We start from the raw sequence: 13,914 nt of genomic DNA, 5'->3' as shown, positions 1-13,914 counted from the left end.
CTTGCGCCATGTTCAGTCCGTCCCAAGCCGATGTCCGCAAGTTCTTTTGCTCTGTTTATGCCAAAGCCCGCGCTGGGTCTGCTTTGGAAGCTATTGAAACCATAGCAAGCCAGTGGATGGACGAGCATCCGGAATACGCCCAGGACTTTGCCGATGTAGACGCCGCATTGGCCAGCATGGGTGAGGTGCAAGAGGGCCGCACCAACCCGTTCTTGCATTTGTCCATGCACCTGTCCATCAGCGAGCAGTGCAGCATCGACCAGCCCCGCGGCATACGCCAGGCGATAGAGTTACTCACCCACAAACGCGACTCCCTGCACCAGGCCCACCACGAGGCCATGGACTGCCTGGGGAAAATGCTGTGGGAAAGCCAGCAAGCCGGGCGCCCACCCGAAGGTGACGCCTATATTGCCTGCGTGCAGCGCCAAGCCACACGAGATTAGTGCAGCTTGATCCGCGGGTTCTTCGCCCAGTTGATCGTCTCCGCCCAGGTCGTCAACCAGGTGTGAAACGCGCCATTCACCGCAATCTGGTGGTGCTTGTGCAACCACCAGTACATCCACTTGGCGATGTAGCCCTCGATAAACACCGATCCGCTGGCAATCGCGCCCATCAGGCTGCCAATGGTGCTGTAGTCGCCCAGCGACACCAGTGAGCCGTAGTCTTTGTAGGTGAATTCCGGCAAAGATTTGCCTTGCAGCGAACGGACCAAAGACTTGGCCAGCATCGATGCCTGCTGGTGCGCCGATTGCGCACGGGGCGGCACCAGGGGCTTGCCCTCGCCCTGCGAGCAGGCCGCGCAATCACCCATCGCAAAGATGGCCGGGTCCCGCGTGGTTTGCAGCGTGCGCTGCACCACCAGTTGGTTGCCGCGGTTGGTCTCCAGGCCGTCGATGTCTTTCAGAAAATCGGGCGCCTTGATACCGGCCGCCCACACCACGATGCCACTGGGAATAAAGGTGCCACTGGCCATCTTGACGCCCTCTTTGGACACCTCCACCACCTTCTCGTTGGTGTGGATCTCGATGTCGAGCTTGCGCAACTCCAGTGCCACGGCGCTGGACAGGCGCTCGGGTAGCGCCTGCAGCAGGCGGGGCGAGGCGTCCACGATGACGATTTTCAGGTCCTTCTCGGGGTCGAAATTACGCAGGCCGTAGCCGGACAAAATCTTGGTTGTCATGTGCAGCTCGGCCGACAGCTCCACACCCGTGGCCCCACCACCAATGATGGTGACGGTAAAACGCCCCTCGCCCGCCGCCTTGGCCCGGGCTTGTGCGCGCAGGCAGGAGTTGATCAGCAGGCGGTGGAAACGTTCGGCCGCTGCCGGCGTGTCCAGCATCACACAATGCTCGCGCGCGCCAGGGGTACCAAAGTCGTTGGTCTGGCTGCCCAGGGCCAGCACCAGCTGGTCGTAGGCCACGGTCTGGCGCGGCAGCACCTGCTCACCGTCCTCATCCACCGATGGCGCCAGCGACACCACCCGCTCGGCGCGGGACAGGCCGTCCATGCGCCCCAGGCGGAACTCAAAATGGTGTTTGCGGGCCAGCGCAAAGTACTCCAACTCATCGGCATGGCTGTCCAGCGTGCCAGCGGCCACCTGGTGCAGTAATGGCTTCCAGACATGGGTGCGGGCTGCGTCAATCAGCGTAATGTGCGCTTTTTGGCGCTTGCCCAAAGTGTTGCCCAGGCGCACGGCCAGCTCCAGGCCACCGGCGCCGCCGCCTACGATCACAATGCGTTGCATATTTTTTTGGCAAAAAAAAGCCGCTGGGGTAGCGGCTGGTATGGATGATTCGGCTTTACTGTTTGAACTGGCGCTGCGGCACCACTTTAAGCTCGCCCGGCAGACTACCAATGTAGTTGGCCATTTCTTTGAGTTCGGCATTGGTGAACTGCTTCACCGTACCGCCCATGATGGCATTGCCACGGCCCACGATGGCCTTGTTTTCTGCCTTGTAGGACTTGAGCGCCACAAACAAGTAGTCGCTGTGCTGGCCTGCAATCTTGGGGTAGCTGGGGTCCAGCGGCTTGCTGAAGTTGTCACCGTGGCAAGACACACAGGAGCCCTTGGCCAACAGGGCTTCGGCCTTCGCCGAACCACCCGCCGCCTTGGCAGGGGCTGCTGCGCCGGCTACTGCGCCACTGGCTTCGTAATACGCGGCCAGATCAGCAACGTCCTGGTCCGACAGGGTATCGGCAATACCGCGCATGGAGGGGTGCTTGCGCTCGCCCTTTTTGTAGGCATTGAGTGCAGAAACGATGTACTTGGAACCCTGACCCGAGATCATGGGCACCTTGTGGATCTCTGGAAAGCTGGCCTGGTAACCCACGATGCCGTGGCAACCAATGCACATGGCATTTTTTGTCTCACCTTGCTTGGCATCTCCCTTGATTTCCTGCGCAAAGGCAGAAAAAGTGGTCACTTGAGCGACAAGAGCGACTAAAACGGGCAGCAACAGTTTGTTCATTTTGCAAGGACAATCAGACAATGTTTGATGTAAATCTAAATTTGATTATATCGACCAGCATTTCACGCCCTGCGCAGCCGCCAAGCTGCTTGTCTGCCCCTCACCCTCGCCCAGTGCGCCCCACACCATGAAATTCCACGGAACCAAGAACTACGTAGCCACCCAGGACCTGATGCTGTCGGTCAACGCGGCCATCACGCTGCAGCGCCCGCTGCTGGTCAAGGGTGAACCCGGCACCGGCAAAACCATGCTGGCCGAAGAAGTGGCCCAGGCGCTGGACATGCCCCTGCTGCAGTGGCACATCAAATCCACCACCAAGGCCCAGCAAGGCCTGTATGAATATGACGCCGTGAGTCGTCTGCGCGACTCGCAACTGTCCGACATTGACGGCGGCGAGCGCGTCAAAGACATCCACAACTACATCATCAAGGGTGTGTTGTGGCAGGCTTTTACGGCCGACAAACCCGTCGCACTGCTGATCGACGAGATCGACAAGGCCGACATCGAATTCCCCAACGACCTGCTGCGCGAAATCGACCGCATGGAGTTTTATTGCTACGAAACCCGCGAGCTGATCAAGGCCAAACACCGCCCGCTGGTGTTCATCACCTCCAACAACGAAAAAGAGCTGCCCGACGCCTTTTTGCGCCGCTGCTTCTTCCACTACATCAAGTTTCCCGATGCGCCCACCATGCAAAGTATTGTGGATGTGCACTTCCCCGGCATCAAAAAAGAGTTGCTCAGTGCGGCCATGAAGACGTTTTTTGACGTGCGCAACCTGCCCGGCCTGAAGAAAAAGCCCTCCACCAGCGAACTGCTGGACTGGCTCAAGCTGCTGCTGGCCGAAGACATCCCCGCCGAAGCCCTGCACACCAAGGACGACAAAATGGCCGTGCCCCCACTGGTGGGCGCCCTGCTGAAGAACGAGCAGGACACCACACTGTTTGAAAAACTGATGTTCATGCAGCGCCACAACCGCTAAGCCACACCCTATGCAAAACAATCCATTGTTAGAGGGTTTGTCCGACGCCGTGGGTTTTGTCGGCGGCGCGTTGCTGGGCTTCTGGATCGGCCGCCTGCTGGGTCTGGACATTTTTGCACCGGGTTACGGCAACACCAGCATGGGTGCCATCCTGCTGGTAGGCCTGGGCTCTGGCCTGGGTGTGAAGCTGGCCCGCATGTGGCGCGCCGCGCAGGCCGCCAAAGCCACCAAAGACTCCAAGGACTGAACCGCACCATGGCCTTTGTAGAACCCGTCACCCTGTCCGCCCGCGGCGTGGACCTGGTGCCCCTGACGCTGGCACATGAAGAAGGTCTGCGCGCCGCCGCCGCCGATGGCGCGCTGTGGACCATTCGCGTCACGTCCGTACCCGAGCCCGAGCAAACCCGCAGCTACATCGACAACGCACTGTCACAGCGCGAAGCCGGCAACCGCTTCGCCTTTGCCGTGCTGGAGAGCGCCACCGGCAAGGTGCTGGGCTGCACCAGCTACCACGACATCGTGCCCGCCCTGAAGCGCGTGGAGATCGGCTGGACCTGGTACGGCAAAAGCAGCCAGCGCAGCCATGTCAACACCACCGCCAAACTGCTGCTGTTGACCCACGCCTTCGAGACACTGGGCTGCCACGTGGTGGGCTGGCGTACCGATAACTACAACTTTGCTTCCCAAGCCGCCATTGAGCGCCTGGGCGCCAAAAAAGACGGCGTGATCCGCGGCCACGCACTGCGCCGCGACGGCACCATACGCGACACCGTGATGTACAGCATGCGCTCCGGCGAATGGCCGGAGGCCAAGGCACAGCTGCTGTATTTGCTGGACAAGCCGCGCGGCTGAACTGGACACCGAGATCCTGCGTATATACACTCGCAATATACAAAAGGAGGCCGCCATGAACGCCCGCATACCCGCCAAAGCCTTAAAGACGCAGAGCCCCGTGGAAACCACGGTGTTCCAGTCTGGAAACAGCCAGGCCATCCGCATCCCCAAAGAGTTTCAGTTCCACACCAAACGGGTGGAAATCTTCCGAGAGGGGAAATCCATCGTGCTGCGCCCTGCCCCAACAACAGCAGCCGAAGCACTGAGCGATCTACCGCCCCTGAGCGCAGCCGAAGGTCGCGCCCTGGACAAGGCTATGGACCATCTGGACGACGACCTGCCGGCACTGGATGAGCCTATGGCCGAGTCGCCGCCTACGCGCCGTCGCCCCCGCGCCACCGCACGCTGATCCTGCAGACCATGCAGCCCAAATACCTGTTGGACACTGACGTGTTTTCCTTGATGGTCAAAGGCCAGGACGAAGTGATCAACACACGCCTGCAAACCCTTGCCAAGGGCGACGCTGTGCTGTCGGTCATTACCACGGGTGAATACTTCTACGGCGTAACCCATGCCCCGGTATCCGCTCTGCGTGAAAAGCGCGCCAAACGCCTGATCGACTTCTTTGGTGTGCTGCCCATGGAGGCCGACGTGGGAGCCATCTATGGCGCCATCCGTGCAGACTTGCGCGCAAAAGGCACACCTATTGGCCCTAACGACCTATGGTTGGCTGCGCACGCCAAAGCCCACGGGCTCACCATGGTGACCCGCAACACCCGCGAGTTCAAACGCGTGAAGGGACTAAAAGTGGAGGATTGGTTGTGAGCATCCTGTCCCATCCCGACGTAGCCCGCGCCTCAAACTGATTTGGAGAGCACCCATGCTGCTTGATTTTTTCTACACCCTGCGTTCGGCCAAGCTGCCGGTTTCGGTCAAGGAATACCTGACGCTGATCGAGGCGCTGCAAAAAGGCGTGGTCGGCCCCAACACGGCGCAACCGGACGATGACTCCGAGCCCAGCGGCTACAAGATCGACGACTTTTATTACCTGAGCCGCACCACGCTGGTGAAGGACGAAAAGCACTACGACAAGTTCGACCGTGCCTTTGGCGCCTACTTCAAGGGCATTGAGATGGCGGCCGACTTCACCAAAGAAGTGCCGCTGGAATGGCTGCGCAAGAACCTGGAGCTCAACCTCAGCCCCGAAGAGCTGGCCAAGATCCAGAAGCTGGGTTGGGACGAGCTGATGGAGACGCTGAAGAAGCGCTTTGAAGAGCAAAAGGAACGCCACGAAGGCGGCAGCAAGTGGATAGGCACCGGCGGTACATCGCCTTTTGGTGCCTATGGCCAGAACCCCCAGGGCATACGCATTGGGCAGGACAAGGGTCGCAACAAAAGCGCGGTCAAGGTCTGGGACCAGCGCAGCTACAAGGACTACGACGACACCCAGGAGCTGGGCACGCGCAACATCAAGGTGGCGCTGCGCCGCCTGCGCAAGTTTGCCCGCGAAGGCCATGAGGACGAGCTGGACCTGGACGAAACCATCAGCAAAACGGCGGCCAATGCCGGCTACCTGGACATCAAGATGCGGCCCGAGCGGCACAACAACGTCAAGGTGCTGCTGCTGATGGACGTGGGCGGCACCATGGACGAACACATTGCCCGCGTAGAAGAACTGTTTAGCGCCACCAAGACCGAGTTCAAGCACCTGGAGTTCTATTACTTCCACAACTGCGTGTACGACTTCATGTGGAAGAACAACCGCCGCCGCTTTGCCGAAAAGTTTGAGACCTGGGACATCATCCGCAAGTACAACAAGGACTACAAGCTGATCTTTGTCGGCGACGCCACGATGAGCCCGTATGAGATTCTGCAACCCGGCGGCAGCGTGGAATACAACAACCCCGAGCCCGGCGCCGAGTGGCTGCAGCGCCTGATCCACGCCTTCCCCAAGTTCGCCTGGATCAACCCCGAGCCCCAGGGCGTGTGGCAGTACCGCCAGAGCATAAGCGTGATCCAGCAGATCATGCACAACCGCATGTATCCGCTGACCCTCAAGGGGCTGGAAGAGGCGATGCGGCATTTGACGAAATAATGTCTTTGCGGGACAGATCTTTAGCTCTGTCCTCAACTGATTAGGTTTTGCGGGACAGACCTTCAGCTCTGTCCCCAGCTGAATAGGGCTGCAGCGGCACCCTTACAATATTGCCAGTCTCGCTGTAGTTCAATGGATAGAACGAGTGCCTCCTAAGTGCTAGATACAGGTTCGATTCCTGTCAGCGGGACCACTCAACTGAAGAAACACGCTCCACTAGCTAGCGGAGTTGATGTTGTAGCTGTCAACCCAGCTCCTCGCCTCTGCCGTGGTGGCAAAACACTTGAAGTTGATGCCGTGCTCGTCAAAGACCTTGGTGAACCGCGCGATCATGAAGTCCATGCCCTCCACGTCTGGGCCCGACGCCCATGCCAGTGCATGTGGGCACTGGTTCTCCCGCAAAAATTTGACGTATCCAGCCTCGTAGGCCGCAAAGGCGTCCAAGGGCATCAGCGCGCTGTTGCGCCAGTGAACAATCGCTGCATAAGGCTTCGATGCGTCCAACTTCAGGTGAATGCTGGCCCGCGCAGCCGTGAAAGCCTTGATGGTCTCAATATTGAAGGGGCCAGTGGACTCGTACAACAGGATGTTGCCATCCGTCGTGAGCTTGACCTGACCATGCATCGCAAATTGCCCAACCTTGAAATCGGTTGACGCAACCGTCGTGTGCTGTTCAGGGTTTGTCATTTTTGCCAGCCTTGTGTGTGCGATTGAGTTTACGGCATCGTGCTGGACCGTAAAGGCTGGCACACCCGGCAACGGGTGGTTAAACTGACGGGCGAATCTCCCAGGCCATCGTCCAACACCAGCACGCACGTACCCCAAGCGGCGGCAGAAAGACTGACATGAATCGCTACTTGCGCATCACCGCCTATTTACTCTGCCTGGTTGGCACCGCCACACAAGCCCAAACCATCAAATGCACTGCCGCCGACGGCAAGATCACCTACAGCAATGTGGCCTGCCCGGACAGCACGCAATCCGTCAAGCCCGTGGACACCAGTGCCAACACTCTGGACGGCTCTGCGCTGCGAGATCAGGCGCAAAGGGATAAAGCCTCCGCCACACACGTAGAAACCACGCAACGCGAGCACGCGGCGGCAGAGGCCAACAGCCGCCAGCAGGCGCAAGCCCAGGCCGCCGCGGCTGCGCAGCAGCAGGCGCAGAAGGCCCAGAGTGACGAAGCCGCTTATGCCAACTGCATGCGCGATGTGGAGCGGCAGTCGGTCACAGAAGACATCCGAGCCGAAATGTATGTGGCGTGCCGTACGGCGGGTGCCAGCCAGCGCCAGAACGGCATGTCGGAATCCGCCATTCGCGATTGCGTGCGCAGCGTGGAGCGCACGGGGGCATTCCCGAGGGACAAAGTGCGCCAGGTGGCAATGTGCCATGGGGCCAACGTGCTGCCAGAGCAGCCAATTGTGGTGCTGCGGCCCAGCGTACGGCCCATGGGACCACCGCGGATCACCACCTGCAGCGGCAACCAGTGTTCGGACGACGCGGGCCAACGCTATTTCAAGCAGCAGGGTACCGGGCTGGTGCGTGAAGATGGCAAAGCCTGCCAGCTGGGCGCTGGTAATACGGTGCGCTGCCCCTGAAAATTGCTACTCTATTAATAGCAAGATAAGTCCATTTCTCGGGGGCTAGAGGCCAATTTCGCTTAAGACTCTTTGCCGCAACAGGCGTTGCACAGGCAGCGTGGCCCCATTCTGATTCAAACGCAAACCGCACCAACGATCATGTCCTGGGCCCAGCACTTGGCCTCTTCCAAGGTCTGGAAGATCTGCATCGGGCGTCCGATGTCCGCGTAGATTGTGACGAAATGGGGGGCGATGATGTCGCGGCCTTCCACCTCAGGGCCGATGACAAACGCGGTGGCCACCGGCGTTCTGCCTTGCGGTTTTGGGGCACGCATGATTTCCGCGTAACGGGCCAAAGCATCGGGACTCATCAGCAAGCTCTGTTTGACGCAGCCGATGCTCGCCCAAGGTCGGGTTTCCGTCATGCCTTTGAGAATTTCCAACTGCGCAACGGCCAGGGCATCCACCAACTCGGTGTTGAAGGGACCGGTGGCTTCGTAGTGCAACAGATCGCCGTCCGTCCAGATATCGATGCAGCCATGCGGCTGGAATTTCTTGACGGGCACCAGCCGCGTACTGGTTGCCAGCCGCTTACGTTTGTGCACACTGGTCTCCTATCGTCCGCATTGTTTTGAACTGTCCTGGGGAGCGCTGACTAGGGATGACTATAAGGCTTTCATCCCTATTTGTCGGTATCCAAAACCCCATCCCAACCCCCGCTGGCCAGGCGTGCCAGCGCGAGTGTGGCCAACGCGTCGTGGGGGGCCAGCTCCAGAACCTTGTGCCAGTGGCTGCATGCCACCGTTATCTCACCCAGCCTTTGTGCCGCCAATGCTGCATCGGTGGCTTCAATCAGCGCGGGCTGGTCGCACGGTGTAAGAACCTGCAGCGGCTGCGGGCGGCCTTTGACGCGGATGGCCCCGAGCGTGCGCAAAGGCAGGTCGGGCGCCCCCTTGGCCGTGTCCGCAGACAGCATGATCTCGGTACCCAGTGTCTTGTTGGCGCCTTCCAGGCGCGACGCCACATTGACCGTATCGCCAATGGCGGTGTAGCTCAGCCGGCTTTCTGAGCCCATATTGCCCACCAGGGCATCGCCGCTGTGGATGCCAATGCCCAGGCGCAGCGGCGGTTTGCCCTGGGCCGCCAGCTCCTCATTGAGCCCCTCCAGCGCGTCCTTCATGGCGATGGCGGCCTGGATCGCGTGGCGCTCCTGCTCGGGGTCTGGTAGGGGCGCGCCCCAGAATGCCATGACCGCATCGCCTATGAACTTGTCCACAGTTCCGCCGTGGGAAAAGATGGCGTTGGTCATGCAGGTGAAGTAACGGTTGAGCACCTTGGTGATGTCGGCCGGTGCCAGTTGCGCAGACAGCGTGGTGAAGCCCCGCAAATCACAAAACAGCACCGTCAGGTGGCGGGTGTCGCCACCGAGCCCGGCCCGCTCCGGGTGGGCAATGAGGGTCTTGACGAACTCGGGCGGCACGTACAGCGCAAACATTTTTTGCACACGGTCACGCTCCCGCCGCGTGGCCAGCGCCGACAGGATGGCGTGGCCCGCCACCACCATACACACCACCACGATGGGAGCTCCCACCGGCAGCCAAGCATTGCCTGCTGCAAAGAGCGCCCAGGCCAATGCGGGAACTGCCACGACCAGCAACATGACCGCAACCCATGCAAGCCAACGTCGACGCAACAGCAGCAACGCGCTGGCGAGCAGGGTCAGCGTAAGCAGCAATACCGTTTGCAAGCCGACCGAAACCGGTCGAATGCTGCGCTGGCGGATCACGCTGTCGAGGATGTTGGCGTGGATCTCGCTGCCCGGCATCAGTTCGCCGGTCAAACGTGTATGGGGCGTGGAGAACAGGTCAGCCTGCGCCATACCAATCTCCGTGGCCGAGCGGGTAGACCGACCCACAATCACCACAGCGCCCGCGAAGTCTTTGGGGTCGACATGTTTCTCCAGCTCCAAGGCCTTGTAATAAGGCAAGGTGGGCCATGCGCCGGGCGGGCCCACGTAGCGGATCATGGCGTTGTCGCCCACGGCACCCGGCAGCTCCTGCTCCGGCATGGCCCGGCGCAGGCTAACCAGCATGCGCCGCCAGAACACGTCTTCTTCCGTTGGCACACGGCGCAGAACCAGATCGCTGTCAAAAGCCAGGTTCACGATACCGACCTGCGCCCCCGCCGCTTGCAGCTCTGTCAGGGGTTCTTGCCGGGACCACAGGGTGCCGGCCGGGGTTTCCTGGCGCACCAGCCCTGCGGCCAACACAACATTGCCCGCACGCCCAATGGCCTGTGCCAACGCCTGGTCATCGGCTGGTCGGGTGGGCAGCGAGAACAGCACGTCAAAGGCAATCACGGCAGCACCCGCCGCTTTGAGCTTGTCGATCAGCCCGGCATGCACGGACCGCGGCCAGGGCCAGGGATGCGTTATCTCGGCCAGCGACGCATCGTCGATGCTGACCACAATAATGGGCAGTGGTGAGGTGCCAGGCGCCGTCAGCACCGACAACACGTCGAACCCCCGCTTCTCCAGGCTTTGCCACGCCGGTAGCCAGAGCAGCGCGAGCCCGATCAGCACCGCAGCACATGCGATGAGCAGACTGGCCGCCCGGGCGCGGATGATTGGGAATATCATGCTGCAAGAGTAAGGCAAGTCAGGCAAAAGCGGGGGGTTATTCATCCCATGCAGTACACATGCACACGTCCACAGCTACTGGCTTTGGTGCTTTGCGGTTGCACCGTTGCGGTGGCACATGCGGGTTTTGCCGAGATTATTGGCCTATCCGGCAAGGGTGACTACCGGCCGGACGGCAATGGCGCCTGGCTGGAAGCCAAACTGAAGGTGCAACTGGAACCGTCCTGGTGGGTACGCACCGGGCCCGACAGCCATATGGCACTGGTGGTTGCACCCGAAGTGCAGATCAAGCTGGCAGCCAACAGCATCTTCCAGTTACGAAAAGACGAGAAGACCCCCGGCACAACCCTCAACCTGCGCCAGGGGCGTGCCTGGTCCCAATCCAAGCAACCCAGCGGCACGCTGAAGATGGAAACGCCTTCCGCCATTGCCGCGATCCATGGCACGGACTGGGAGATGGTGGTGGATGCAGAGGGCCGGTCCACGTTGACGGTATTGCACGGCTCCGTGCAGTTTGGCAATACCTACGGCACGGTGCGTGTGGGCAACGGCGAACAGGCCCTGGCGGAGCCTGGCAAGGCACCGGTCAAACGCATCCTGGTCAACCCTGCCGAGCGGGTGCAGTGGGTCAGCGCCGTGCGGGTGGAACCCGACCGGTATGCCGAATACCGTGGTGATGGGCAACGCAAGGAAGTTATTGAACACATTGCCCGCGAAGACTGGCTGGGCGCCGAAAGCCTGTTGCGCTCGCAAGCCTCACCATTGGCGGCAGACACCCTGCTGCTGGCCGACCTGGCGCTGCGCAATGCCAACTTCGCAGAGGCCAGAGCCTTGCTGGAACGGGGCGCCGCCGCCTACCCGATGGACGGCAGATTTCCCGCTGCGCTGTCACGCCTGGCGCTTATCCAGGGTGATGGCGCGGGCGCCCTGAAGCTGGCCCAATCGGCCAGCGAGCGTTTTGCGCAGACAGCCGATGCCTGGCTTGCGCTGGGCGAGGCGGCGTATTTTGAGGGGCTGGCCAAGCTGGCGCAGAGTGCCTTCCGCCGCGCGGAAACACTCGACCCAGCAGACGGCCGGGCCAGCCTGGGCCTGGCACGCATTGCGATTGCGCGCGAAGACCTCGCCGCAGCCTACGGCCACTTGGCAGAGGCCCAGAAACGCACGCCCCAGTTGCCCAGCCTGGCGGCCGAACAAGGCAATCTCGCAACCACAGCCTACCAATGGAATGCAGCGCGCACGCAATTCGATGTAGCCCTGCGGCAAGACCCGCAAGACTACACCGCACTCTCGGGCCTGGCCCAGTTGCAACTACGGCACGGCGAACGGGACGCCGCCATGGAAACCATTCTGCGCAGCAACCTGCTGGAACCCCGCTACGCCCGCACCTACTTGTACCGCGCCGCTGCCCACCACCAGCGCGGTGAATCGGATACGGCCCTTGAGTTCTTGCGCCAAGCCACTGAGCGTGATCCACAGGACCCGCTGCCCCACCTGATGGCGAGCCTGGTCCACCAGGACCGCGGCGAACTGTTTGCGGCTGCGGTCGAAGCGCGCAAGGCCAAGGAGAAACTGCCCTTCCTCAAATCGCTTGACGCGCTGGCGATGGACCAAAAAGGCAGTGCCAATATCGGCAGCGCGTTGTCCAAACTTGGCATGGCCTCTTGGGCGCGTTACTACGCCGCGGAATCTAACGACGCCCTGTGGGCCGGTAGCCATTTTTTCCTCGCCGATCAAACCATTGGCAGCTTTACCAAGGCCTCCGAGTTGGTACAGGGCTACCTGACCGACCCCTTGGCGCTGGGAGCCAACCCGCGCATGCAAAGCCTGCTGCCAGAACCCGGCAACTATCTGACGCTGGGTGCGCGCATGACGAACAGCAAGGCGTTTGGTTATAGCGAACCGTCTGTGGTGGTCAACGGCTCCCACTACGCCCCGTTTCCCGTCGCCTGGTTTTTTGAAGGGCTGCGCAACGAGCTGCGACCGGGCCAGCAGGACCTGGACGCGCGTGGCAACGCCTACACGCTGGCGCTGGGCGCCAAGCCCACACACGATGTTGCGCTGTTCGCTTTTGCCAACCAGTATGTGCCGGAGATCGAGCGCATGGGCCTGCTGAGCCGTGAGCGCATCACCGGACACACCCGGCGCCTGGACGCCGGTGGCAGCCTGCGCCTGGATCCTGATACCCAGGTCTGGTTGAAGCTGGGTGAGGGCAGCTACACCGCTCGGACCATCTCACTGCAGAGCCCGATCACCCAAGACCAGGACAGCAGCACGCGCGTCCTGCAGTTGCGCACCACCTGGCGTGCGGGCGGGCACGAGGTGAGCGCGGGTGTTGAGGCCGCCACTACGGATGCGGGTCTGCTGACCCGGGGCCGCACGCTCACGACCACAACCCAAGAGCAGGACGATTTCCGCCTGGTGTATGCGCAGGGTCGTTATGCCCTGGCCAACTACTGGAGCCTGGAGGGTGGCCTGGCCGGTATCCACTACCGCAAGGCGGTGCAAAGCAGTGCCGGTAGCAGCGACCAAACCCGAGACCATGCCCTGCCCATGCTGGGCGCCGTCTGGCGCCCTAGTGCAAATGTGGCGCTGCGCGCGGCATGGCACGACTGGGTGCGCTCCAACGCGCCCCACAGCCTGCGCCCGACTGCCATTGCCGGCATCCCCGTGGACGACCAGCTCACGCTGCCGGGCGGGCGGCAGCAGCGACTGCGCCTGCAGGCCGATTGGGAGATGACCCGCAGCAGCTTTGTATCGGCTTTTGTGGACGCGCGTACGGTCCGCAACCTGGGTGAGGCCGGTTTTGTGCTCAACACGGCGCAAGAGGTTTCCGATATCAACCGCCTGCGCGACCGTGGCACCTTCCAGAATGGGAACGACCCCGAGCGGCTGGAGGGGCAACCCGTATTTGCCGAAGGCAGCCTGCGCCAGCTGGGCCTGGTGGGCAATGCCGTGCTCGGCAACGGTTTTGCGGCCAACACCAGTGTTGTGCTGAGCGACAGCCGCAACACCAGCGAGTGGTTCAAGGGCCTGCCCCTGCCCTACCTGCCGCGCCACCGGGTGGGCCTGGGGCTGGACTGGAGCAATGCAGCCCGCCTGACGGCCGGTGCAACCCTGGTCTGGCGCTCCGAGCAATTGACCACGGAGTATGGCAACGAGATCCCTGCGTCCTGGGATCTGGCACTGCGTATGAAGTGGGAGTCCACCGACAAACGCTGGCAGCTGGAGAGCTGGGCCGCCCAAATGCTGAAGAAGGCCGTAGACCCAACCATCGGCATTGCGGTACTGCTACGGTATTGAGTACAAAGGAGACAGCC

General features: G+C 61.4%; 14 protein-coding genes and 1 tRNA gene. 10 read left to right on the top strand and 5 right to left on the bottom strand.

Annotated features, from left to right (window positions below; genetic code table 11):
- Positions 1-8 precede the first annotated feature (8 nt).
- Positions 9-443, top strand: coding sequence for a DUF1841 family protein (locus HZ993_RS19605; protein WP_209394387.1), 435 nt, complete (start codon positions 9-11; stop codon positions 441-443).
- Here HZ993_RS19605 and HZ993_RS19600 read toward each other — a convergent pair.
- Positions 440-1,744, bottom strand: a complete 1,305-nt coding sequence (locus HZ993_RS19600; protein ID WP_209394386.1) for an NAD(P)/FAD-dependent oxidoreductase — start codon at positions 1,742-1,744, stop codon at positions 440-442. The two genes, HZ993_RS19605 and HZ993_RS19600, sit on opposite strands and share 4 nt — an antisense overlap.
- 55 nt (positions 1,745-1,799) lie before the next feature.
- Positions 1,800-2,468, bottom strand: coding sequence for a cytochrome c (locus HZ993_RS19595; protein WP_209394385.1), 669 nt, complete (start codon positions 2,466-2,468; stop codon positions 1,800-1,802).
- Positions 2,469-2,595: 127 nt separating this feature from the next.
- Between HZ993_RS19595 and HZ993_RS19590 the strand changes: the two genes are divergently transcribed.
- The 7 genes from HZ993_RS19590 (at position 2,596) to HZ993_RS19560 (ending at position 6,572) form a co-directional block, all read left to right on the top strand.
- Complete coding sequence (locus tag HZ993_RS19590) at positions 2,596-3,450, top strand: MoxR family ATPase (RefSeq protein WP_209394384.1); 855 nt, start codon at positions 2,596-2,598, stop codon at positions 3,448-3,450.
- Between the two features lie 10 nt (positions 3,451-3,460).
- Positions 3,461-3,697, top strand: coding sequence for a hypothetical protein (locus HZ993_RS19585; RefSeq protein ID WP_209394383.1), 237 nt, complete (start codon positions 3,461-3,463; stop codon positions 3,695-3,697).
- Between the two features lie 8 nt (positions 3,698-3,705).
- Complete coding sequence (locus HZ993_RS19580) at positions 3,706-4,302, top strand: GNAT family N-acetyltransferase (RefSeq protein ID WP_209394382.1); 597 nt, start codon at positions 3,706-3,708, stop codon at positions 4,300-4,302.
- Positions 4,303-4,357: 55 nt separating this feature from the next.
- Positions 4,358-4,693, top strand: coding sequence for an antitoxin (locus HZ993_RS19575; RefSeq protein ID WP_209394381.1), 336 nt, complete (start codon positions 4,358-4,360; stop codon positions 4,691-4,693).
- Positions 4,694-4,704: 11 nt separating this feature from the next.
- Complete coding sequence (locus HZ993_RS19570) at positions 4,705-5,109, top strand: type II toxin-antitoxin system VapC family toxin (protein WP_209394380.1); 405 nt, start codon at positions 4,705-4,707, stop codon at positions 5,107-5,109.
- 55 nt (positions 5,110-5,164) lie between these two features.
- Positions 5,165-6,379, top strand: a complete 1,215-nt coding sequence (locus tag HZ993_RS19565) for a VWA domain-containing protein (protein WP_209394379.1) — start codon at positions 5,165-5,167, stop codon at positions 6,377-6,379.
- Positions 6,380-6,497: 118 nt separating this feature from the next.
- Positions 6,498-6,572: transfer RNA gene (locus HZ993_RS19560), tRNA-Arg, on the top strand.
- A 23-nt stretch (positions 6,573-6,595) separates the two neighbouring features.
- Here the strand turns inward: HZ993_RS19560 and HZ993_RS19555 are convergent.
- Entirely contained in the window at positions 6,596-7,066 is a 471-nt protein-coding gene (locus tag HZ993_RS19555) for a hypothetical protein (RefSeq protein WP_209394378.1), read from the bottom strand.
- 158 nt (positions 7,067-7,224) lie between these two features.
- Between HZ993_RS19555 and HZ993_RS19550 the strand changes: the two genes are divergently transcribed.
- Positions 7,225-7,977, top strand: coding sequence for a DUF4124 domain-containing protein (locus HZ993_RS19550; protein ID WP_209394377.1), 753 nt, complete (start codon positions 7,225-7,227; stop codon positions 7,975-7,977).
- Positions 7,978-8,093: 116 nt separating this feature from the next.
- On the opposite strand, the gene HZ993_RS19545 is transcribed toward HZ993_RS19550, so the two are convergent.
- Positions 8,094-8,564, bottom strand: coding sequence for a hypothetical protein (locus HZ993_RS19545; RefSeq protein WP_209394376.1), 471 nt, complete (start codon positions 8,562-8,564; stop codon positions 8,094-8,096).
- A 77-nt stretch (positions 8,565-8,641) separates the two neighbouring features.
- Positions 8,642-10,597, bottom strand: coding sequence for a CHASE2 domain-containing protein (locus HZ993_RS19540; RefSeq protein ID WP_209394375.1), 1,956 nt, complete (start codon positions 10,595-10,597; stop codon positions 8,642-8,644).
- A 48-nt stretch (positions 10,598-10,645) separates the two neighbouring features.
- On the opposite strand from HZ993_RS19540, the gene HZ993_RS19535 reads away from it, so the two are divergent.
- Complete coding sequence (locus HZ993_RS19535) at positions 10,646-13,897, top strand: TonB-dependent receptor domain-containing protein (protein ID WP_209394374.1); 3,252 nt, start codon at positions 10,646-10,648, stop codon at positions 13,895-13,897.
- Positions 13,898-13,914 lie beyond the last annotated feature (17 nt).

Source organism: Rhodoferax sp. AJA081-3, from assembly GCF_017798165.1.
GTDB lineage: Bacteria > Pseudomonadota > Gammaproteobacteria > Burkholderiales > Burkholderiaceae_C > Allorhodoferax.
Note: the sequence above shows the minus strand (reverse complement) of the source record. Positions and strands in the feature narration are given on the sequence as shown.

What these genes read in the sequence shown, in the direction of transcription:
- HZ993_RS19570 (WP_209394380.1), top strand. Translation starts at nt 4,705, where the DNA reads ATGCAGCCCAAATACCTGTTGGACACTGACGTGTTTTCCTTGATGGTC.
- HZ993_RS19580 (WP_209394382.1), top strand. Translation starts at nt 3,706, where the DNA reads ATGGCCTTTGTAGAACCCGTCACCCTGTCCGCCCGCGGCGTGGACCTG.
- HZ993_RS19565 (WP_209394379.1), top strand. Translation starts at nt 5,165, where the DNA reads ATGCTGCTTGATTTTTTCTACACCCTGCGTTCGGCCAAGCTGCCGGTT.
- HZ993_RS19575 (WP_209394381.1), top strand. Translation starts at nt 4,358, where the DNA reads ATGAACGCCCGCATACCCGCCAAAGCCTTAAAGACGCAGAGCCCCGTG.
- HZ993_RS19555 (WP_209394378.1), bottom strand. Translation starts at nt 7,066, where the DNA reads ATGACAAACCCTGAACAGCACACGACGGTTGCGTCAACCGATTTCAAG.
- HZ993_RS19585 (WP_209394383.1), top strand. Translation starts at nt 3,461, where the DNA reads ATGCAAAACAATCCATTGTTAGAGGGTTTGTCCGACGCCGTGGGTTTT.
- HZ993_RS19600 (WP_209394386.1), bottom strand. Translation starts at nt 1,744, where the DNA reads ATGCAACGCATTGTGATCGTAGGCGGCGGCGCCGGTGGCCTGGAGCTG.
- HZ993_RS19550 (WP_209394377.1), top strand. Translation starts at nt 7,225, where the DNA reads ATGAATCGCTACTTGCGCATCACCGCCTATTTACTCTGCCTGGTTGGC.
- HZ993_RS19590 (WP_209394384.1), top strand. Translation starts at nt 2,596, where the DNA reads ATGAAATTCCACGGAACCAAGAACTACGTAGCCACCCAGGACCTGATG.
- HZ993_RS19605 (WP_209394387.1), top strand. Translation starts at nt 9, where the DNA reads ATGTTCAGTCCGTCCCAAGCCGATGTCCGCAAGTTCTTTTGCTCTGTT.
- HZ993_RS19535 (WP_209394374.1), top strand. Translation starts at nt 10,646, where the DNA reads ATGCAGTACACATGCACACGTCCACAGCTACTGGCTTTGGTGCTTTGC.
- HZ993_RS19595 (WP_209394385.1), bottom strand. Translation starts at nt 2,468, where the DNA reads ATGAACAAACTGTTGCTGCCCGTTTTAGTCGCTCTTGTCGCTCAAGTG.
- HZ993_RS19540 (WP_209394375.1), bottom strand. Translation starts at nt 10,597, where the DNA reads ATGATATTCCCAATCATCCGCGCCCGGGCGGCCAGTCTGCTCATCGCA.